Below are 20,885 nucleotides of genomic sequence, written 5' to 3'. Positions count from 1 at the left end.
AGCCCGCGCGCCCATGCCGTGATTTCAGAAGCGCCAGGTCACGCGCACATCGACCGTGCGCGGTGCGCCATAATAGACAGTGCGGATCGAGCCGACCGAGGAGAATTCCTGGCCGTCGGTCTTGTAGCGCTGGTCGAACAGATTGTTGCCATAGACGCCGAGTGACAGGCCGTGCTGCGGCATCTCGTAGACGACGCGCGCGTCGAACAGCCAGAAATCGTCCTGGAACAGGCCTTCGATCTCATCGTCCGTGCCGACCTGCACTAGCGTGCCGAGGAAGGCGGTATTGTCGACGGCCAGCGCGTGGCGCGATTTATATTTGGCCTGACCGCCGAAGGTCAGGACGCTGCCATCGCCGAATTCGGTGCCATATTGGGCGCCGTAACGCATCGTCCAATCGGGGCTGAAGGCCGGCTCCTGGAAGGCGCGGCTGCCGCCGAAATCGACGAAGCGATCATCGTCGAATTCCTTATATTCGGCGTCGAGATAGCCGATCTGCGCATCGAGGCGCAGCAGCGGAACGGGCTGGTAGACGACTTCCAGTTCGGCGCCGCGGATCTGCAGCTCGCCGGCATTGAGCACCGCGAGCGACGGCACGGGCAAGCCATTCTCATCCTCGGCCAAGCCGGCAACGCGCGCCTGGAAGTCGCGATAGTCGTTGTGGAAGACCGCCGCCGCAATATCGAGCTGGTTGTTGATCGAGGCCTTGGCACCCGCTTCGTAGCTCCACACCGTCTCCGGATCATAGGGGCGGGTTTCGCTGGCATTGTTGGCACGGCCGTTGAAGCCGCCCGATTTGAAGCCCTTGGCGACACGCGCATAGAGCAAGGTGTCGGGCGTCGGGGAGAAGTCGATGCTGGCCATCGGCGAGATGTCGTCCCAGCTATCTTCCGGCTCGAACACGAACGGCGCGGCGCTGGTCAGCAGCGGGCTGGACGAGAAGGTCGAGGTGGTGCGGAAATAATCCTTTTCCTCGTTGGTGTAGCGGATGCCCGCCGACAGGTTGAGCTGATCGGTCACCGCGAGGCTGAAATTGGCATAGGCCGCATAGCTCTTGGTGTTGAGATCATCGTCGATGGTCCGCAGGAAGGTCGGGTTGCCGAGAATCGGCCCGACCAGGTCGTCGGCATAGGCCTCCTGGTGCGAGGCGACATTCTCGTTGAGATAATAGAGGCCGACCACACCGGTGACGCGCGAGGCGTCGATGAGCAGCTGCAATTCCTGGCTGAACTGTTCCTGGTCGACGCCGACGAACACGTCGCCGGTTTCGAGCTCGGTCGCGTCGATATCGATATAGTCGTCGGTGATCAGCTGGCGGAACGCGGTGATCGACTTGAATTCGAGCGTGTTGCTGAGGTCGACACCGATGGTGCCGGTGACACCGCCATGCTTGAGCTTGGTCGAGTTGGGGAGGCCCGGCGTGACGCGCCCGGTGAAATCGTAGTCGTCGGGATCGGGATTGGGCGTGATGTCGACGAGCGGCATCATGTCGCCATCGACCAGCGGCAGGCCGAACAGGTCGGTCAGTGGATTGATCGGCTGGCCCACGGTCAGACCGGCATCATCGCGCGCATAGTCGACGCTGACGTCGAGCCGGACATTGTCGGCCGGGTCGAAGGCGAGCGAGCCGCGCGCCGCGAACGTGTCCTTGTTGTTGAACTTGCGGTTGCCGAACACATCCTCGACAAAACCGTCGCGGTCCGCCGTCAGTACCGCGAACCCGATACCGGCATTGTCGGCGATCGGGGTCGAGAAGACACCCTTCAGGTCGAAGCGATTATAGCTGCCGAGCGTGAACTGGAGGCTGCCGCGCGTCTCGTCCCCCGGGCGGCGCGAGATGAGCTTGATGGCGCCGCCGATCGTGTTCTTGCCGTAGAGCGTTCCCTGCGGGCCGCGCAGGACTTCGATACGCTCGAGGTCGAGCAGGTCCATCTGCGTGCCACGGATGCGGCTGTAATAGACGTCGTCGACATAGACGCCGACCGCCGGGTCGAACGTCTGCAACGCATCGGGCTGGCCGACGCCGCGAATATAGATGTTGGTGGCGTTGGACGAACCGCGGCCCTGGACGATGTTGAGGTTGGGGACCGCACCTTGGAGCCCGGTCGTATCGTTGGCCTGCAAGCGATCGAGCGAGCGCTCGTTGAAAGCCGAGATCGAGGCCGGCACGTCGGTCAGTGCCTCGGCATTACGCCGCGCAGTGACGATGATCTCGCCCTCGTCATTGTCCTGGCCTTCGGCATTGGTCGCCGTCGTGGCGTCGGCCTCGGGCGGCTGCTGTGTGGCGCTTTCCTGCGCGAAAGTGGGCGTGGCGAGCGCGGCCAGCGAAACGGTTGCGCCGAGCATGATGGTGCGAGTCATGAAATCCTCCCCTTGTTCCTTCGGGGCCAATCTTCCTGACAAGACCGCCCCTGTTGCAGACCTCCATACTGAAAGTTGAACCGAGTTTCAACTTTTGCTACATGAAGCGTCATGGGGGACGGGATCGACACTTCAAAAAGCACATCGCCGAAGGGCGAAAATGCCGGCGGCGAGAAGCTGCCGCGCACCAAACGCGGGCTGGCGACGCGGGCCAAGATTCTCGACGCCGCGCGGGTCGAATTCGGGCAGGTCGGCTTTGGTGAAACCTCGATCGTCGCCATCACCCAGCGCGCCAAGGTCGCGCTCGGCACCTTCTACACTTACTTCGATTCCAAGGAGGAAGTGTTCCGCGCGCTAGTCGCCGACATGTCGCAGCGCGTCGCGGATGCGGTTGCGCCGGCCATTGCCGATGTCGAGGACGGGATCGATCGCGAACGCGCAGCGCTCGAAGCCTTCCTCCGCTTCGCCCGCACGCAGGCCGAAGTCTATCGCATCATCGACGAGGCCGAATTCGTCGATCCCGAAGGGTTCGAGCAGCATTATCGCGGCACGGCAGCGCGTATCGGTGCCCGTCTCGATGAATCGGAAGAAATGACGCCGGCGACAAGCGATCTCGATTCCGAAGTCCGCGCTTGGGCGGTCATGGGCATGAACGTATTTCTTGGGCTGCGCTTCAGCGTCTGGGGCGACGAGGACCCGGCCAAGGTCGCCGCCGCGGCCAACCGGTTGATGGCCGAGGGCCTGCGCCGCGACTAGAGCGCCGCAGCGAGCTTCGCGAAGGCCTCGATATCCTCGGCGTCGTGGTAGAGGCCGAGCCCCACGCGAATGACATTGCCGCGGACGTCGGTAATGCAGTCCTCCTGCTTGAGCGCTTCGCTCCATGCCGCCGCCTTTTCGTGGCGGAAAGCAAGGAAGCGTGCATGCGGCCCGCCATCGAGCGGGTTCAGCAATTCGGCCCCAGCCAGCGGCGTATCGGCAATGGCCTCGAGAAGCTGCGCCTGAAGCGCTGCGACATGCGCGCTGATCGTCGCCGTCGTCAAATCTTCTTCCGCCAGCATCCGGACAATCGCATTCCAGCGATACAGGACACTCGGATCGAAGGTCGCGCCCATGAAGCGCATCGCATCCTTGGCATAGCCGACCATGCCCGGCGGCAGCGACAAATCCTCGAACTCGGCGAACCAGCCGGTGATTGGCGGGCGCTCGCCGAAACCCGATGGGCAGACCATGAATCCCATGCCCTCGCCGGCCATCGCATATTTATACCCGCCGCCAAGGTAGAAAGCCTTGTCCGACAGTTGGCCACCGAACGGCGCGTCGAGCGCCATGAAACTGTGATAGCCGTCGATCACGACCCAGGGCCCCTCGGGGCGAGCGAGATCGACGATCGGCTCGATCGGCGCGACGACCTTGCCAGTGCCGAACAACACCTGGCTCACCATCATCAAATCATGCTCGTCCTCGGCCACGCGCTTGGCAAAACGCTCGGCAAAGCTTTCGAAGGGTTCGACCGGCAATGTCTCCAGTTCGATCTCTTCGGCCTCGACCCAGCGCGCAAACTGACGCCGCGCCGAATGGAATTCGCCGTCGCTCGCAAGGATGCGCAACTTCTCGCCCCCGCGCCGTGGACAGGCGGCGGCCAGCCGGATGATGAAATCGTGGGTATTCGCGGCAAAGACGATGCGGTCCTGCTGTTCGCGCTTCATCCCGAGTTCTTCGGCGACATTCGCAGCGGCCTCGGGCCACACCTCGCCCATCACCCGCTCCCACTTGCGATCGGCCAGCCGAGCGGCATCATTCCAGCACTCGACCTGACCATCATAGGAGGCATCGGGCCAGAGATGATGGCTGTGCGCCGCGACATGCAGGCGGTCGGGCGCTGCGGCCAGGCTCTTGGAAAAGAGAGGCTTGAAACTCACAGGCGGGTCCGGATTTCCCACAAGGCCGGGAAAGCGCGCTTGGCGAGCGTCGTGCGCAGATAGGCCGCACCCGCCGAGCCGCCCGTCCCCATGCGCGCGCCGATGACACGTTCGACGGTCAGCACATGCTTGTGCCGCCACGCCGCCAGCGCGTCGTCGAGATCGACCAGCTTCTCGGCCAGCCCATAGAGCCCCGAATGCGCGAGCGTGTCGCGATAGACCGCGATCCAGCTTTCCTCGATCACCGCCTCGTCGCTGATGTCGAAGCCGGCACGGCCCAGCGCCGCGTTGGCCGCCTCGTACAGGCTCTCTTTCTCCAGCGCCTCTTGGAGCATTTGGCGCTCGGGCGAGCCGTCATCGTAATTCTTGAGGAAACGCGGGTCCTTCATGCCCAGGCGATATTCGACAGCACGGAATTGCGCCGACTGGAAGCCCGAGGCCGTGCCGAAGACGTGGCGGAACTTCATGTAATCGGCCGGCGTGAGCGTGGAGAGAATGTCCCAGCTCAGCGTCATCACCGTCTGGATGCGGCTGACCCGGCTCAGAGCCTTGTGGGCGAACAGGAAATTGTCCTTGGCGAGCTCATCGATCGCATAATCCACCTCGAACAGGATCTGCTTGAGCCACAATTCCTTGGTCTGGTGGATGATGATGAACAGCATCTCGTCATGCACATCGGTGTGCACATGCTGCGCATCCAACAGCTTGCCGAGCTCAAGGAACTCGCCATAGGTCTGGTCTTCTGGGATCGCGGTCATCGCCTCGTCCCTTTCACGACATCTTATTGCTGTTGCGGCGCCTGGAGCCCGCCTTGGTTGACCTGCCCGATATTGCCGAAGATTTCCTCGAAGAAGCTGCGCTCGCGGCCCAGCGTCGGCGTGGTGTCGCCTTCGGGATCGATCGAGGCGACGGCCTCGGGGCCACGTTCGCTGACGTCGAGGACATTGCCGGCTTCGTCGAAGCGAATGCGGACGATGCGGGTATCGGTCATGCGCGGCTGACGGAAGGCGAAGGTGCCCGTGCGGCGGCTCACATAATACCAGTCGCTGTCGCTGAACTGGCCAACGAAGGTCGGCTGGCCGAGCGTCGCCTGGACCGAATCGCGATTGTCGATACCCGGCTCGATCGAGGTCGCCAGTTCCTCGTTATAGATATAGCCCGAATTGTCGCGGATCCCCGCGCAGGCCGAGAGCGACAATGCCACGATTGCAGCGGCGAAAAGCCGGTTGCCACGCATAAGATAATCCCATTTCTTCACTACTTGCCCTTGCCGGGCCGGTTCGCGGCGGACTATGCGGCGAGCGCGGCGCTGGCGCAAGGGCGCTTTGACGAGGAGAAATGGCATGCGCAAGCTGTTCAGCTGGCTGGGACCCCCGCCCGGGGCCAAGGCGGCCAGCCTCTATGCCGCGCTCGTGGCGATGGCGCGCGACAAACATTGGTATGTCGAGGGCAAGGTCAGCGACGATCTGGACGGTCGTTTCGCCATACTCTCGACCCTGGTCGCGCTGGCGACGTTGCGGCTTGAGGATGGCGAGGAAGATGCGGTGCGCACTTCGGTCGCACTCACAGAAGCCTTTATCGCCGACATGGATTCGCAGATGCGCGAGCTGGGTTTCGACACGACGATCGGCAAACAGGTGCGCGGCCTTGTTGGGGCATTGGCGTCCCGCGTCGATCGCTGGCGCCATGCCAGCGATGAAAATGCCGACCACGAGGAATGGAAAGCCGCCACCCTGTTCAGCGTCTATCGTGACGAAGATCCGGGTGAGGACGCGCTCACCTATGCCGAAGAACAATTGCGCCGCGTTGCCGAACGCATGGCCGGCGAACCCGATGCCGCTTTGATCAAGGGCGACCTATGACCGATCCGCTTGCCCCCCTGCCGCTCGCCACGTTGACGAGCGGGTCGCACCGTCTCAAGGCGGATGCCGCGCTGCGTGCCGAAATTGCCGAGCGCCTGGGGCTCGTGTCGCTCGACCGTTTCATTGTCGACTATCGGATCGAGCGCGACGGCGACCTCGTCCATGTCGAGGGCCGGATGGAAGCCACCAGCGAGCAGGCCTGCGTCGCCACCGGCGACCCGGTCCTCGAAACGTTGGACGAGAAATTCGCCTTCGATTTCCGCCCCGTGCCGGCCACCGGCAGCGAGGAAGAAGAAATCGAACTCGAAGCGGATGAGATGGACACCATCTTCCATGACGGCCGCGAAATCGCGATCGGCGATGCTTTGGTCGACACCTTGTCGCTGAGCCTCGATCCCTGGCCGCGGGTCGACGATGCCGATGCGCGGCTGCGCGCGGCAGGCGTCAAAACCGAAGAGGAAGCGGGAGCCTTCGGCGCGCTCGCCGGCCTCAAGAAACGTCTCGAAGCCGGCAAGGACGCATCGGGCGACTAATCCCTAGAAGGGAACGTCGTCGTTGAGGTCGTCGTCGAAGCTGGCCGGCTGCGGACGCTGGCTCGGCGCATTGTTGCCGCCACCACCGCCGCCGCCATAGCCACCCTGGCTGCCACCATAATCGCCGCCACCGCCCGGGCCGTCTTCGCGACGGTCGAGCAGCTGGAGTTCGCCGCGATAGCGCTGCAGCACGATTTCGGTCGAATAGCGGTCATTGCCCGACTGGTCCTGCCACTTGCGGGTCTGCAGCTGGCCTTCGATGTACACCTTGCTGCCCTTGCGCAGGTAGTTCTTGGCGACGCGGCCGAGATTCTCGTTGAAGATGGCCACGCTGTGCCACTCGGTGCGTTCCTGGCGGTTGCCGTCGCGGTCCTTCCAGGTCTCGCTAGTGGCAATCCGCAGGTTCACCACTTCGCCGCCATTGTTGAGATTGCGGCTCTCGGGGTCGGCACCCAGATTGCCGACCAGGATGACCTTGTTCACGCCTGCCATTTTCACGTCTCCAAATTGATGTTCCTGACGGGGATAGAACGCTGCCTTGGCGCTGTCCACGGCCCTTTGGACGGATGGCGAAATGCAACCCGATCGGCCACTCGACCGTTCAAGCTGCCCGTTCGTCGAACGAACGCTGTCCATTCATCTGAAATTCACGGCTTTGGCGGCGTTGAGAGGATCGCCCGGGGTTTGTGGCGACGCGAAAGCTTAAGGGGAACATCGTTGGGTTCGAAAGCAAATGGCACACGCCTGCGCATGATTGCGCTGGCCCTGATGGCCTCGTGCGCCGCCACTGCGCCTGCTTATGCGATGGACGATCGCGACGATGTGATGGGCGAGGATTTCGATCCGGCCTCCTCGCCGGTCGACGGCAGCCTGCTGAGCGAAAGCAACCGCGTCTTCACCTTCGCAGATTTCGAGCGTTTCGCGCCGCGTACCGCATTCGACATGGTCACCCGCATTCCGGGCTTTTCGATCAGCGGCAGCGACAATCGCGAACGCGGCCTCGGTCAGGCCAGCCAGAACATCCTTCTGAACGGCCAACGCGTCTCGGCCAAATCCAACGATGCTGCCAGCACCCTGTCGCGTATCGACGCCGAGGACGTGATCCGCATCGAGATTATCGACGGTGCCACGCTCGACATTCCCGGGCTCAATGGCCTCGTCGCCAACATCGTCTATCGCGCCAGCGAGATGGGCGGCACCTTCAGCTGGTCGCCTTTCTTCCGCGATCGCGTAGGCCACAGCCTCCTTGTCGGCGACGTCACGCTCAACGGGCGCTCGGGCAAAACCGAATGGAATGCATCGCTGCGTGCGCGCCGCCAGTTCCAGGGCAATTGGGGCCCCGAGATCGTCCTCGGTCCCGACGGCGAACTGCTGCTGCGCCGCGAGGAATTTGCGCGCTACCCGAGCAACCGTTCGGGCTTTGCCGCCTCGCTGACGCGGACCTCGGACAATGGCAATGTCCTCAACATCAACGCCGCCGCAGAGCTGAACGACTTTGACGGGATCGTCGAAGGCGACGTGTTCGACGGCGACGGCGCGTTCCTCGGCAGCGAATTGTCGCAGTTCGACCGCGGTGGTTGGGAAGGCGAGCTTGGTGCCGACTATCAGTTCGATCTCGGCCCGGGCTCGCTGAAGATTATCGGCCTACAGAGCTACGATAATTCGCCCAATGACCGCTCCTTCCTCGACGTCGACGGTGACCTCAACCGCGCCGAATCGCTCAGCGTGTCGTCCGAGACCGTCTTGCGCAGCGAATATCGCTGGGGCGAAGCGATCGACTGGCAATTCAGCCTCGAAGGCGCGCTCAACAGCCTGGACAGCGAGTTCGACCTGTTCGTGACGCCCGCTGGCGGCAGCGAAACGCAGGTGCCCGTCCCCGGCGCCAATGCGCTGGTCAAGGAAGAGCGTGCCGAAGCGATTCTGTCGGCCGGTTTCCCGATCACCGACGGGCTCACGCTCCAGCTCAATGCCGGCGGCGAATATTCCAAGATCATCGTCGACGGCGATGCCGGTGGCGGCAGCCGCAGCTATGTCCGCCCCAAGGGGTCGGCCTCGATCGCCTGGCGCGCATCGCCCACCTTCACGGTCAACGCCGAGGTCGAGCGCAAGGTCGACCAGCTCTCGTTCGGCGACTTCTTGGCCGCCGTCGACATCAATGACGACGTCGATCGCGGCACCAATACAGGCCTCGTCCCCTCGCAGCGCTGGCGCGCGCGGATCGAGGCGACCAAGAATTTCCCCGGCATCGGCGCAATCACGCCCTTCATCGAAGTCGCGCGGATCGAGGACAAGGTCGAAACCGTCCCCATTTCCGACACGCAAGAAGCGCGCGGCAACGTCCCGCTCGCCGAGACCCTTTGGTTCGGCGCAGCTGGCACGCTCGAGCTCGAATCGATCGGCTGGAAGGGCGCGCGCCTCAACTTCCAGGCGCAATATCAGGATACGTGGATCGAGGATCCGCTGACCGGCGACACGCGCGAAATCTCGTCGGTGATGGATTACCAGTACAACGCCAATTTGCGCCATGACGTCCCCGGAACCGATTTTGCGTGGGGCGCGAATATCAACCGCTTCGTGCAGACGCCTTTCTACCGCCTCGAGCAGATCCAGCTCGACTATAATAGCGGGCACCAGGCCGGCATCTTCGTCGAGCATAAGGATGTGGCCGGGCTGACCGTCACTGCCTCGCTCAACAATATCCTCGACAGCAAGGACCGCTTCTATCGCGACGTCTTTGCGCCGCGCCGCACGGGGGACTTCATCTTCCGCGAGGAACGCGACCGCGGCTACGGCCAGATTTTCCAGATCAACATTCGCGGCAATATCTAGCCGCGACGGCGACTATCCGAGCCCGAAGGCGACTGCGGTCCAGTAGGTAATGCCGGCCGCGACATAGGCGACGGCGAACAGGTAGCCGGTCATGAAGAGCGGCCATTTCCAGCCATTGGTCTCGCGCCGCGTCACCGCGATGGTGGAGATGCATTGCGGGGCGAAGACGAACCAGGCGAGGAAGGCGAGCGCGGTTGCCAGGCTCCAGCGTCCGGCGACACGTTCTTCCAGCGTCTGCAGGCCATCCTCATCTTCCGCATCGAGCGCGTAAACGGTGCCGATGGCTGCAACCGCGACTTCGCGCGCGGCCATGGCAGGAAGCAGCGCAAGGCTGATGTCGCGATTGAAGCCGATCGGTTCGACGACGACTTCGATCCCGCTGGCAATCTTGCCCGCAATCGACGCCTCGACCTGGCTTTCGCCGGGGCCGGCCTTGGGATAGCTCGCCAGCACCCACAGCAACATTGTCGTCGCGAGGATGATCGTGCCGGCGCGCTTCAAGAAAATCCAGGCGCGCTGCCACAGACCGATCAGCACGTCGGAGATACGCGGCATCTGATATTTGGGCAGCTCCATCATGAAGGTGCCGCCTTCACCCTTCACTACCTTGCGGCGGATCAGCGAGCCGAGGATCAGCGCGCCGACGATGCCGGCGACGTAGAGGCCGAACAGCACCAGTCCCTGCAGTCCGATGAAGGGCGCGACCTCACGGTTAGGAATGAAGGCGGCGATGATAAGCGCGTAGACGGGCAGGCGCGCCGAACAGGTCATGAGCGGCGCGATCAGGATGGTGGTCAGACGGTCCTTGGGATCCTCGATCGTGCGCGTTGCCATGATCCCGGGCACGGCGCAGGCGAAGCTCGAAAGAAGCGGGATGAACGCGCTGCCATTGAGACCGGCGCGGCCCATCAGCTTGTCCATCAAGAAGGCGGCCCGGACCATATAGCCGGTGCCCTCGAGGACCAGGATGAAAAGGAACAGGATGAGGATTTGCGGCAGGAAGACGACGACCGCGCCGACGCCTGCGAACAATCCATCGACGATCAGCGACTTGAGCCAGCTGTCGGTCATATTGGTCCCGATCCACTCGCCCGCACCGATCACCACGCCTTCGAGGAAATCGGCGGGCGGCGCAGCCCAGGCGAATACCGCCTGGAACATGACGAACAGGAGGACGGCCAGAATGATCGGCCCCGCAACCGGATGCAGCAGCAATCCATCGAGGCGATGCGTGAACTGGCGCGTCGGGGTCTCCGACACGATCGCCTTCATCGCGATTTCGCGCGCGCGGCGCTGCAGCGTCAGCGGATCTTCCTCGACACCCGCACCTTCCCGCACGTCGCGCGGTCCGGTGGCTGCCTCGGTCAGCTTGTCGCGAACAGCATCGATCCCGCGGCGGCGCACGGCGACCGTCTCGATGACCGGCACGCCCAGTTCGGCCTCGAGCACCGCCGCGTCGAGCTCCAGCCCGTCGCGTTCGGCTAGGTCGACCATGTTGAGCGCGACGACGGTCGGCAGGCCGAGCTGGATCAGCTGCAACGCGAAGCGCAGGTGGTTGTCGAGATTGGCGGCGTCGAGCACCACCAGCAGCGCATCGGGCAGGCGTTCATAATCGCCCTCGCCGAGCACGACGTTGCGGGTGACTTCCTCGTCAGGGCTCCCCGCGTCCAGCGCATAGGCCCCCGGCAAGTCGACCAGTTCGGCAGTATGCCCGTTGGCGAGCATGAAGCGGCCGGCATGGCGCTCGACGGTGACACCGGGATAATTGCCGACCTTCTGGCGCGCGCCGGTGAGCGCATTGAACAGCGCGCTCTTGCCGGCATTGGGATTGCCGACAACAGCGATCAACGGTGTGCGGGTCAGCGTCTCGGTCACGCGGCGGCGAATCTCACCGTGACCGCGGCAGCATGGGCGCGGCGAATGGCCACTGTCATGCGGCCGACGCGGATGGCCATGGGATCGGCCCCGAAGGGACCGCGATGCAAGGCGACGACCGACACGCCTTCGTCGAACCCGAAATTGCGCAGCCGCGCGGCATGCTTGCCGTCGAGCGCATTCCAGTCGATCGCGTGAATCTGCCCTGCCTGGCCGTTGCCAAGCCGGTCGAGAGTCAGGGTCGGAGAGGTGGCTTCGTTCATTATTGCAATTGATTATCAATAAAGAGAAGCGCGGACTAGCCCTTTATCAAAGGACCCGCAAGCTTCAGGCGGGCGGGTAGCGCAGGCGACCGAGAAAGCGCGACATGCTGAAGCGGTTTTGCCCGCCGCCAAGCCACTTGGCCTTCACCTTTTCGAACTGCATGACGTCATCGATGCGGCGGTCGAGGAACGCGGCCGTCTCGGCCCAGCCTTCGCTGTCATCATCGAGCCAGGCATAGAGCGTCGATCCATACACGCCGGTCAGGATCGCGCGCTTGGTATAGTGATTGTAATCGGTCGCCGTATCGCCGGCCATGCGCCACATCGTGTCGGCGCTCCGCCACGCGGTTTTCGCCGCCAAAGCCAAGTTTTGCGGCAGCGACAGGATCGACAGGCCGGTTCGCACGGCCTCGCGCGCCGGGCCTGCCAATTCAAGCCGGAACCAGATCAGCGCGCGGATGCGCTCGCGCACCTTCATCCCCGCCATTTCTTCGCGCGTGAAGGCCGCCTCCATCGCCGCATCGACCGCTTCGATCCAGGCCGCGACCATCTGCGCAGGGTCCTTGGGGAAAGCGAGCTTTGCGACGTCATGGTCGATGTCGTGCTGGTCGGCGGCAGCGACGACCGCAGCCTCGCTCCAGCCGTCGAACACGGCGTTTTCGGCAACGGCAAGCGCCAGCTTGCGGCGAGTCGCGTCGAGCGGAGTTTCTTCTGCCATGGCCGCTATGTGGGACGCACGGCGGTTTCGCGCAAGCGTACCAGGACCAAAGCACAGGCGATGAAGATCGCGCCGGTCCAGTCGATCAGGGTGAACGCTTCGCCATAGACCATCCATCCGATCGTCCCGGCAATGACCGGTTGGGTCAAAAGCCCGAGTCCGACGACCAAAGCCGGCAAGCGGCCGATCGCATAGACAAGCAGGCCCTGGCCCAGCACCTGGCTGGAGAGCGCGAGGATGATCACCGGCCCCCAGTCGCGCGGCATGATTGTCTCGCCAAGAGCCAGCGCGAAGAGCAGCAGGCAGATCGCCCCGAACCCGCTCGCCCAGGCCAGCGAGGTCAGCGCATCGAGGCTGCGCCGTGCTTTCTCGATGGCGATCAGATAGCCGGCATAGAGCAAGCCCGCGAGCAAGCAGAGGAGGTCGCCGCGGACATTTTCCGGACCGAGTTCGAGGCTGCCCCAGAAGAGCAGCACCACGCCCGAGCCCGCCAGGAGAACGGCCAGCGCCTGGGTCCAATGCGGCCGCTTACGCAGGATCCACAGGCCATAAAGCGCGAAGAAGAAGCTGCCCGAATTGCCGAACAGGACGCTGTTGGCGAGCTTGGTGAGGTGGATGCCGTAATGCCAGGCGGCGATGTCGGCGGCGAAGAAGAAACCGGCGAGTGCCAGCAGGCTCAACATGCCGCGCGAGGGCGCCAGGAGCTTGCGCCCCCTTGCGCCTGCAATCACCGCGAGGAAGAGCCCCCCCAGCGCAAACCGCCAGAAGCCAGCAGCGACCGGCCCGACATCGACCGAGCGCACCAGCCACGGACCGAACGCCAGCGCGCAGCTGCCGACCAGCAGGGCGGCGAAAGGCAATGGTTCGATGCGGCGTTCTTCCATGCCTTGGCCTTGCAAGCGTCGGCGGGCGGACACAAGTGGCATATTCGCGCATTGGCGATGAGAGTTTCAACAAAGGACCGACCCCACGCATGACCGACCTGTTCGACCCCATCACGCTCGGCGATATTGAATGCGCCAATCGGATCGTCATGGCCCCGCTCACCCGCGGCCGCGCCGACAAGCAAGGCGTACATAGCGATCTCGTGGTCGAATATTATCGCCAGCGCGCCAGCGCCGGGCTGATCATTTCCGAGGCGACCGGTATTTCGCGGGCCGGGCTCGGCTGGCCCTACGCGCCGGGCCTGTGGACCGATGCGCATGTCGAGGGCTGGAAGCCGGTGACCGAGGCGGTGCACCAGGCGGGCGGCAAGATCGTCGCGCAGCTCTGGCATATGGGGCGTCTCGTCCATCCGGATCTGGGCGAAGGACAGCCTGTCTCGGCCAGCGCGACCGCCGGCCCGCATCGGCTGCACACCTATGAAGGGAAGAAAGAGCCCGTCGAAGCCCGCGCGATGGAAAAGCCGGACATCGAAGCGACGATCGACAATTATGCGCACGCTGCCGCCAACGCGATCCGCGCCGGGTTCGACGGCGTCCAGATCCATGGCGCCAATGGCTATCTGATCGACCAGTTCCTGCGCGACACGTCCAACCATCGCGACGATGATTATGGCGGCAGCGCGGAAAATCGCGCCCGCTTCATGCGCGAGGTCTGCGAAGCCGTCGCGGGCGAGATCGGTGTGGGCCGCACCGCCATCCGCCTCTCGCCCGTGGGCGAAGTGAATGGCTGCGACGCCCATGACCCCGAAGAGACATTCGTCACCGCCGCGCGCATCCTCGAGGAGATTGGCATCCCCTGGCTCGAAATGCGCGAGCCGGAGGGCGAGAGCAGCTTCGTCGCCGCCGACCATGGCCGCGTCAGCCCGGCGATGCGCAAGGTCTATTCGGGGATGATGGGGCTCAACAGCGACATGACCTTCGACAAAGGCCAGCGCATGCTGCGCGAAGATGCGTGCGACTTCATCGCCTATGGCCGCCCCTTCATCGCCAACCCCGACCTCGTCGAACGCTTCCGCACCGGTGCGCCGTTGAACGAGGTCGACCCCAAGACGTTCTATAGCCAGGGGCCGCATGGCTATATCGACTATCCCAGTCTCGAAGAGGAAATCGCCTGATGGAGCGCAAGGTCAAATGGCTATTGGGCGGCGGGCTTGCCGCCGGGTTCGTGCTGGCAGGCGGCCTGCGCTATCTCGCTAAGGAACGCGCCACGCCCGAGCCGCCTCACCTGACGGTGCGCGAGGAAGGCCCGTTCGCGATCCGCGACTATGCCGCCATCTGGGTCGCCGAGACTGTCGCCTATGGCGATCGCCGCGATGCCATTCGCAGCGGCTTTCGCACGCTCTCGGACTATATTTTCGGACATAGCCATGATGGCGATACGATCGACATGACCGTCCCGGTCATCGAGGAGGCCGATGGCGAGGGGCGCTGGCGCATCCGCTTCGTCATGCCCGATGGCGAGACGCCCGACACGCTGCCCGAGCCCCCTCCCGGCGTGACGCTCAAGCAGCTGCCCGCTACCCGCGTTGGCGTGGTAGAGTTTTCTGGCCGCCCGGAAGAAGTGAATATGGGCGAACAGGAAGCACGCCTGCGCCGCTGGCTCCACGACGTCGACACGCATGATGCTGCCGACAAGCCGCTTTATGCTTTCTATTCCTCGCCCGCCGTGCCGGGACCGATGCGGCGCAACGAAGTGTGGCTGCCCATCCCGCTGGAACCGCCGGTCGCGACCTAGGCGAGGCGCTGGCGTAGATCGTAGAGCGCGATCGCGGCCTTGGCCGCTTCGCCGCCTTTGTCCTTCTGTTTGGGATCGGCGCGGACTTCGGCCTGCTCCTCGTTCTCAACCGTCAGGATCGCATTGCCGACGGCCAATCCGTCCATCGTCAGCGCCATGATACCGCGCGCGCTTTCGCCGGCGACGATCTCGAAATGATAGGTCTCGCCGCGGATGACGATGCCGACGGCGACATAGCCATCATAGCGCTCGGTCTCGTCCGCCAGCGCGATGGCGCCGGGAATCTCCAGCGCGCCGGGCACCGTGACGCTCTCATGGCTGTGCCCGGCCGCCTCGAGCGCGGCGCGCACACCGGACATGAGCTTGTCGTTTAATTTCTCGTAGTAACGAGCCTCGACGATCAGGAAGCGGGCCATCAGGCGTCCTTTCCGGTCTCGATTGCGCGCTGCTCGACGATGGCGAGGCCATAAGCATCGAGCGCAACCGGGGATTGCTTTGAATTGGAAAGCAGGATCATGTCGTGGACCCCGAGCGCGGCGAGAATCTGTGCGCCGATGCCATAGCTGCGCAGCGCATCCGACGTCTCGGTCGGCTTGCCCGAGCGCAGGTTGGTGGCCCGGCTGAGACTTCCTTCGCTTGCGGCATGAAGGGCAACGACGACACCTTTGCCTTCGGCCTCGATCATCTTCATCGCGCCCTTCAATTGGCCTGCGCGCTCGCCCTGCTCGCCTAACACATCGGCGAAAAGGTCGAGGCTGTGCATGCGCACCAGCGTCGGGGCTTCGGGATCGACATGGCCGTGGACCAGCGCCAGCTGCTCGGCACCCGTCGCCTTGTCGCGGAAGACATGGGCATCCCAGGCGCCGCCATTTTCCGAGGTGAAGCGGGTCTGCGCGACATCCTCGACCATATGGTCGGAGCGCAGGCGATAGGCGATGAGGTCGCGGATCGTGCCGATCTTTAGCCCGTGCTGCGCGGCATAATCGATGAGATCGTCGAGCCGCGCCATGGTGCCATCCTCGCGCATGATCTCGCAGATCACCCCCGACGGGTTGAGACCGGCGAGGCGCGACACGTCGACCGCCGCCTCGGTATGGCCGGCGCGTACCAGAACGCCGCCGGGCTGCGCGGTCAGCGGGAAGACATGGCCCGGGCTGACGAGGTCGTCGGCTCCCTTCATCGAGTCGATCGCGACGGCGACGGTGCGCGCACGATCGGCAGCGCTGATCCCGGTGGTGACACCCTCCTTGGCCTCGATCGAGACGGTGAAGGCAGTCTGCATGCTCTCGCGATTGACCCGCGCCATCGGTTCGAGCTCGAGCTGTTCGACCCGCTCCTTGGTCAGCGCGAGGCAGATCAGCCCGCGCCCGTGACGGGCCATGAAGTTGATCGCGTCGGGAGTCGCCATCTGCGCGGGAATGACGAGGTCGCCCTCATTCTCGCGGTCGTCATCGTCGACGAGGATGAACATGCGCCCGTTGCGCGCTTCGTCGATAATCGTCTCGGCATCGACCAGCACATCGGCGCGGCCGAGCACCTTTTCGAGCCGCGACAACGTATCGGCGGTGGGATTCCATTCCTCCGTGCCAAGCTTGCGCAAGCTGTTGGGATGGAGCCCCGCAGCACGGGCGAGCCCGGCGCGGGTCAGCTTGCCATCGTCGACAAGCGATGTGATGCGATCGAGAAGTTCGGTAGCCATGATTCGCGCGCTATCACATTGAAATGTGATATAGCAAGCGATGACGTCACATTCCTTGGGCTAGGTCCGCGCGGCCATCATGCGCTCGAGATAGCGTGCGAGCACATCGATTTCGAGGTTCAATTTGCGCCCCGGGGCGATGCCGCCAAGCGTCGTTTCCTGCCCCGTATGCGGAATGAGGTTGATCGTGAAATGCGTGTCGTCGCCCTTGTCCTCGACCGTGTTGACGGTAAGCGAGACGCCGTCGAGCGTGACCGAACCCTTGGGGGCAAGCGCCGCGCCATAATGTTTGGGCACGACGATGCCGACTTCGTGGCTGTCGCCGACCTGCTCGACCGTCAGCACTTCGGCGACCGTGTCGACATGGCCGGTCACGATATGTCCGCCCAGTTCATCGCCCATTTTCAACGCACGTTCGAGGTTGAGCTTGCCGCCTTCGGCCCACAGGCCCGGTGCAGTGCGCTTGATGCTTTCGGCGCTGATATCGACCGCGAACCAGTCGGCGCCCTTGTCGACCACGGTGAGGCAGGCGCCCGAGCAAGCGATCGAGGCCCCCATCGCCACGCCGTCCATGTCGTAGCCGCAACCGATCACCAGCCGCCAATCGCCGCGTTCCTCGACGCTGCGGATGGTGCCGATGTCGGTGATGATGCCGGTGAACATGGGTGGGTCAGCCTTCCTGGTCGAGATCGCGCAGACGCTCGTAGACTTCGAGCCGGTCGATGCCAAGCGCTTCGCCGGCGACCGCGCGCCAGCGACCGTGCGCGTCATTAATCTTGTCGAGGCCGATATAGCCGATGCTCGACTGGCCCTCGCCGATCAGGATGGGGGCGCGATAGATAAGGATACGGTCGACCAGGTCCTCGGCGAGGAACGCCGTTGCGACACCAGATCCGCCCTCGACCAGCAAATCGTTGACCGGCAGGGCCATGATGTCGGTTGGACTGCGCAGCATGGTCCAGCCTTCGAGTGGCTCGGCCGTACGGCTGAGCAGCGCGCGCGCGGGGCTCTTGTCCTCGAGGCCGGGAAGCCGGACATCGAGCCTCGGCTGGTCCGCTTCATAGGTACCGCGCCCGACAAGGATCATGTCAGCGCTCGCACGTTCGGCATGAACATGGGCGCGCGCATCCTCGCCCGTCAGCCATTTACTCTCCCCCGAGGGCAAGGCGATCTTGCCGTCGATCGACAGCGCCAGTTTGAGCGTGACGCGCGGGCGCCCGAGCATGATGCGCGTGAGATAGCCCGACAGGCTGCGCGCAGCGGCAGCGTTCGGGCCCATACGCACGTCAATCCCGGCGGCCCTGAGCATTTCGATCCCGCTGCCCGCTGTGCGCGGGTCAGGGTCGGCGCAGGCGATCACCACTTCCGAGATGCCGGCCTCGGGGATGATGGCAGCGCAGGTCGGTCCGCGCTCGCTGTCATGCGCGCAAGGTTCAAGCGTTGTGTAAAGCGTCGCGCCCTTGGCAGCGGCCCCTGCGGCATCGAGGGCGGCTTTCTCGGCATGTGGTCGGCCACCGGCAGCGGTCGCGCCTTCGCCGACGATCTGCTCATCCTTGACGATGACGCAGCCGACGGCGGGGTTGGGCGCGGTGGTGCCGCGCGCCGCTTCCCCCAATTCGACGGCACGTGCCATCGCGGTGGCCGGCGTCAGTGCTCCGCTCAGAGACCCGCCCTTTCGAGCGCGTCATCCAGCTCCTGGAACTGGCGCTGGCGTTCGCGGGCGCGTTCCTCGATCTCGCGCTGTTCGCGCTCCTGTCGCTCGACGATTTCCTCATCGGTCGGTTCGCCGGCATAGACTTCGGCATAGATGACCTGCGGCGGCGGCGCGGTGTTCACCTGGGAATCCACCAGGAAGATGACGACGATCACGCTGGTGACCAGCACCGACAGGATCGCGCCGATGACATGCTCGCGCTCACGGCGCTTGGCGAACGAGATGAATTCGCGGATCGCGCGCTTGGGCGTGAAGGGGGTCAGGAATCGCATGAGACACAAGATAGGGGCGGGGCCGCCGCGACGCCAGCCCCGCCCCAAGGCCGTCGGGAGAGAACGTGTCCCGCAGCCTAGCGAAGCTCGAACTTGAGCGTCACCGTCTTGGTCGAGGCGATCGCCTGGTCACCGCGCGTGGCGGGGGCGTAGCGCCAGACCTTCTTGATATGGTCCTCGGCGGCCTCGAAGAAGGCACTTTCGACATTGCCGACCGCTTCGACCCCGGTGACGCGGCCACTGGCATCGATGCTGAGGCGAAGGCGCAGCGCCGCCTCGACACCGCGCCGTTCCATGATGCGCGGATAGGGCGGACGCAGCTGGCTCGACGGGGTGAGGAGCCGTGCATCCTTCATGGTCAGCGGCACGGTGGGCGGGCCCGGATCGGCGATGATCGGCTCCTCGATGCGCGGCAGCGGATCGACAATGATCGGATCATCGAAGGTGAATTCCGGCGCGGTGAAGATGCGGTCGGGTGTCGGGACGACCGCTTCGGGCACGGTATAGTCGAGGACCGGCGGCTGAGTTTGCACCTCGGCCTCGACCTTCTTCTGCTCGATCGGCGGAGGCGGCGGAGTGTCGTCGATCATGACCACCGTCGTCGGCTTGCGCTCGGGCGTGATGATGAGGTCGGGCTTGACCAGCATCATGCCGGCCAGCAGAGCGGCATGGCCGCCGACGATCAAGGCAAGGGTCTGGGGGGAGAAGCGAAGGCCGGATTGGCGCGGGGCATAAGCAAGCATGACAATCTCCTGTTGAGAGAAGTCATGATACAACATTACATTTCTGAAGCTGAGATGAATAGGCGTTCAGGAAGCCGCGTTTCCCCCTAGCCGCGAAGGCGGGCGGTCGCCGTCGCTTTGTCGATGAGCGGCAGCAAAGCCGCCATTTCGGGACCCGACCGCTGCCCGGTCAGCGCGAGTCGTAGCGGCAGGAACAACGCCTTGCCCTTGCGTCCGGTCTTTTCCTTGAGCGCGCCGGTCAGCGCACCCCATGTGTCGCCATTCCAGTCGAGGCTTTCAGCCACATCCGCAGCCTCGCCGAGATAGGCGCGATCCTCATCATCCATGTCGGGCGATGCGATCTCGCCGTCGAAGACCGACTGCCATCCGGCCACATCGTCGAGCCGCTCGATGTTCGCGCGCAGCAGCGCCCAGCGCTCAGGCCCGATCCCGTCGGGCAAACGATGCGCGACGGCTTCGTAATCGGTCTCGTGCAGCAGGCGGGCATTGATATGCGCCACCTCGTCCCAGCTGAACCGGGCTGGCGCGCGGCCGAACGTCGACAGGTCGAAGCCGGCTGCCAGCGCCTCCAGGTCATGCGCCGGTTCGACCGGCTGCGACGTCCCGATCCTCGCCAGCACCGAAAGGAGCGCCATCGGCTCCAGCCCATGCTCCTCAAGCGCACCGACGCCTTCGGATCCCTCGCGCTTGGACAGCTTGCCGCTCTCGCTCACCAGCAGGGCAGTATGCGCAAGCCGCGGCCGATCGGCACCCAGCGCGTCAAACATCTGCAACTGGATGGCGCTGTTGGAGACATGGTCCTCGCCGCGCATGACGTCGGTCACGGCAAGCTCGATATCGTCCACGGTCGAGGGCAGCATATAGAGCCAGCTGCCATCGGCGCGGCGGATCACGGGATCGGAAATCTTGGCGGGTTCGAAATGCTGCGGTCCGCGCACGCCATCTTCCCATTCGATGACGGCGTCGTGGTCGAGACGGAAACGCCAATGCGGCTCGCGGCCCTCGACCGGGTCATTTTCGACCTCGGGCCGCTCGTAAATGGGCGGTAGGCCGCGCCCCAGCAGCACCTTGCGCCGCAGCTCCAATTCTTCGGGCGTCTCGTAACAGGCATAGATCCGCCCCGCCTCGCGCAGCGTCTCGAACGCAGCCTCGTAGCGATCGAAGCGATCCGACTGCTTCGCCTCCTCGTCCGGGACCAGCCCCAGCGCGGCCAGGTCTTCGCGAATGCCTTGCGCATAGGCTTCGGTCGAGCGCTCGGCATCGGTATCGTCGAGCCGCAGCAGGAACGACCCGCCCATCTTTTTTGCGAGCAGGTAATTCTGCAGCGCGGTGCGGATGTTGCCAACATGCAGCCGGCCCGTGGGCGAAGGAGCGAAACGCGTTTTCATGGGGAGAGCGCTTAAGGGCAAGCGAAGCTG

22 protein-coding genes are annotated in these 20,885 nt (G+C 64.3%); 6 read left to right on the top strand and 16 right to left on the bottom strand.

The window, feature by feature from the left end:
- Positions 1-24: 24 nt before the first annotated feature.
- Positions 25-2,361 carry a TonB-dependent receptor gene (locus NDO55_RS09940; protein ID WP_252114823.1) on the bottom strand — a complete coding sequence of 779 codons (2,337 nt, stop codon included), beginning with the start codon at positions 2,359-2,361 and terminating at the stop codon, positions 25-27.
- Positions 2,362-2,472: 111 nt separating this feature from the next.
- On the opposite strand from NDO55_RS09940, the gene NDO55_RS09935 reads away from it, so the two are divergent.
- Positions 2,473-3,117, top strand: coding sequence for a TetR/AcrR family transcriptional regulator (locus NDO55_RS09935; RefSeq protein WP_252114821.1), 645 nt, complete (start codon positions 2,473-2,475; stop codon positions 3,115-3,117).
- Here NDO55_RS09935 and NDO55_RS09930 read toward each other — a convergent pair.
- Genes NDO55_RS09930 through NDO55_RS09920 form a run of 3 tightly spaced genes read right to left on the bottom strand, consistent with a single transcriptional unit; the run spans position 3,114 to position 5,538 of the window.
- A complete protein-coding gene (locus tag NDO55_RS09930; protein ID WP_252114819.1) occupies positions 3,114-4,280 on the bottom strand; it encodes an aminotransferase class V-fold PLP-dependent enzyme in 1,167 nt (388 codons plus the stop codon). The two genes, NDO55_RS09935 and NDO55_RS09930, sit on opposite strands and share 4 nt — an antisense overlap.
- Complete coding sequence (locus tag NDO55_RS09925; RefSeq protein ID WP_252114817.1) at positions 4,277-5,038, bottom strand: tryptophan 2,3-dioxygenase; 762 nt, start codon at positions 5,036-5,038, stop codon at positions 4,277-4,279. Before NDO55_RS09925 ends, NDO55_RS09930 begins: the two co-directional genes overlap by 4 nt.
- A gap of 23 nt (positions 5,039-5,061) precedes the next feature.
- Entirely contained in the window at positions 5,062-5,538 is a 477-nt protein-coding gene (locus tag NDO55_RS09920; protein ID WP_252114815.1) for an outer membrane protein assembly factor BamE, read from the bottom strand.
- Between the two features lie 85 nt (positions 5,539-5,623).
- On the opposite strand from NDO55_RS09920, the gene NDO55_RS09915 reads away from it, so the two are divergent.
- Both NDO55_RS09915 and NDO55_RS09910 read left to right on the top strand, forming a co-directional pair.
- A complete protein-coding gene (locus NDO55_RS09915) occupies positions 5,624-6,142 on the top strand; it encodes a ubiquinol-cytochrome C chaperone family protein (RefSeq protein ID WP_252114813.1) in 519 nt (172 codons plus the stop codon).
- A complete protein-coding gene (locus NDO55_RS09910) occupies positions 6,139-6,675 on the top strand; it encodes a YceD family protein (protein WP_252114811.1) in 537 nt (178 codons plus the stop codon). The genes NDO55_RS09915 and NDO55_RS09910 overlap by 4 nt, the downstream gene beginning before the upstream one ends.
- Positions 6,676-6,678: 3 nt before the next feature.
- Here NDO55_RS09910 and ssb read toward each other — a convergent pair whose 3' ends face one another.
- Complete coding sequence (gene ssb, locus NDO55_RS09905; RefSeq protein ID WP_279639101.1) at positions 6,679-7,167, bottom strand: single-stranded DNA-binding protein; 489 nt, start codon at positions 7,165-7,167, stop codon at positions 6,679-6,681.
- Between the two features lie 225 nt (positions 7,168-7,392).
- Here ssb and NDO55_RS09900 point away from each other — a divergent pair, with 225 nt between their 5' ends.
- Positions 7,393-9,504, top strand: coding sequence for a TonB-dependent receptor plug domain-containing protein (locus NDO55_RS09900; RefSeq protein ID WP_252114808.1), 2,112 nt, complete (start codon positions 7,393-7,395; stop codon positions 9,502-9,504).
- A gap of 12 nt (positions 9,505-9,516) precedes the next feature.
- Here the strand turns inward: NDO55_RS09900 and feoB are convergent, their stop codons facing one another.
- The 4 genes from feoB to NDO55_RS09880 form a co-directional block, all read right to left on the bottom strand.
- Positions 9,517-11,367, bottom strand: coding sequence for a ferrous iron transporter B (gene feoB, locus NDO55_RS09895; protein ID WP_252115593.1), 1,851 nt, complete (start codon positions 11,365-11,367; stop codon positions 9,517-9,519).
- Between the two features lie 8 nt (positions 11,368-11,375).
- Positions 11,376-11,642 (bottom strand): FeoA family protein, encoded by a 267-nt coding sequence (locus NDO55_RS09890; protein WP_252114806.1) that lies wholly within the window; start codon positions 11,640-11,642, stop codon positions 11,376-11,378.
- Between the two features lie 64 nt (positions 11,643-11,706).
- Positions 11,707-12,360 (bottom strand): COQ9 family protein, encoded by a 654-nt coding sequence (locus NDO55_RS09885; protein WP_252114805.1) that lies wholly within the window; start codon positions 12,358-12,360, stop codon positions 11,707-11,709.
- Between the two features lie 5 nt (positions 12,361-12,365).
- Positions 12,366-13,244 carry a DMT family transporter gene (locus NDO55_RS09880; RefSeq protein WP_252114803.1) on the bottom strand — a complete coding sequence of 293 codons (879 nt, stop codon included), beginning with the start codon at positions 13,242-13,244 and terminating at the stop codon, positions 12,366-12,368.
- Between the two features lie 89 nt (positions 13,245-13,333).
- On the opposite strand from NDO55_RS09880, the gene NDO55_RS09875 reads away from it, so the two are divergent.
- Positions 13,334-14,419, top strand: coding sequence for an alkene reductase (locus NDO55_RS09875; RefSeq protein WP_252114801.1), 1,086 nt, complete (start codon positions 13,334-13,336; stop codon positions 14,417-14,419).
- Positions 14,419-15,039: an SOUL family heme-binding protein gene (locus tag NDO55_RS09870; RefSeq protein ID WP_252114799.1), complete on the top strand. Its 621-nt coding sequence runs from the start codon at positions 14,419-14,421 to the stop codon at positions 15,037-15,039. The genes NDO55_RS09875 and NDO55_RS09870 overlap by 1 nt, the downstream gene beginning before the upstream one ends.
- On the opposite strand, the gene ribH is transcribed toward NDO55_RS09870, so the two are convergent.
- The 7 genes from ribH to NDO55_RS09835 form a co-directional block, all read right to left on the bottom strand.
- Entirely contained in the window at positions 15,036-15,455 is a 420-nt protein-coding gene (gene ribH, locus NDO55_RS09865) for a 6,7-dimethyl-8-ribityllumazine synthase (protein ID WP_252114797.1), read from the bottom strand. The genes NDO55_RS09870 and ribH overlap by 4 nt on opposite strands.
- On the bottom strand, positions 15,455-16,738 hold the full coding sequence (ribB, locus tag NDO55_RS09860; RefSeq protein ID WP_252114796.1) for a 3,4-dihydroxy-2-butanone-4-phosphate synthase: 1,284 nt from the start codon (positions 16,736-16,738) through the stop codon (positions 15,455-15,457). Before ribB ends, ribH begins: the two co-directional genes overlap by 1 nt.
- A gap of 60 nt (positions 16,739-16,798) precedes the next feature.
- A complete protein-coding gene (locus NDO55_RS09855) occupies positions 16,799-17,401 on the bottom strand; it encodes a riboflavin synthase (RefSeq protein WP_252114794.1) in 603 nt (200 codons plus the stop codon).
- A 7-nt stretch (positions 17,402-17,408) separates the two neighbouring features.
- Positions 17,409-18,371 carry a bifunctional diaminohydroxyphosphoribosylaminopyrimidine deaminase/5-amino-6-(5-phosphoribosylamino)uracil reductase RibD gene (gene ribD, locus NDO55_RS09850; protein ID WP_252114793.1) on the bottom strand — a complete coding sequence of 321 codons (963 nt, stop codon included), beginning with the start codon at positions 18,369-18,371 and terminating at the stop codon, positions 17,409-17,411.
- Between the two features lie 26 nt (positions 18,372-18,397).
- On the bottom strand, positions 18,398-18,724 hold the full coding sequence (locus NDO55_RS09845; RefSeq protein ID WP_252114791.1) for a hypothetical protein: 327 nt from the start codon (positions 18,722-18,724) through the stop codon (positions 18,398-18,400).
- 77 nt (positions 18,725-18,801) lie between these two features.
- Entirely contained in the window at positions 18,802-19,467 is a 666-nt protein-coding gene (locus NDO55_RS09840; protein ID WP_252114789.1) for an energy transducer TonB, read from the bottom strand.
- 86 nt (positions 19,468-19,553) lie between these two features.
- Positions 19,554-20,855, bottom strand: a complete 1,302-nt coding sequence (locus NDO55_RS09835) for a glutamate--tRNA ligase (RefSeq protein WP_252114787.1) — start codon at positions 20,853-20,855, stop codon at positions 19,554-19,556.
- Between the last annotated feature and the right edge of the window lie 30 nt (positions 20,856-20,885).

The sequence above is a fragment of the Sphingomicrobium sediminis genome, from assembly GCF_023805295.1.
Classification (GTDB): Bacteria; Pseudomonadota; Alphaproteobacteria; order Sphingomonadales; family Sphingomonadaceae; genus Sphingomicrobium; species Sphingomicrobium sediminis.
The sequence above is the reverse complement of the archived record's forward strand: the minus strand, read 5'-3'. Positions and strand labels throughout refer to the sequence as shown.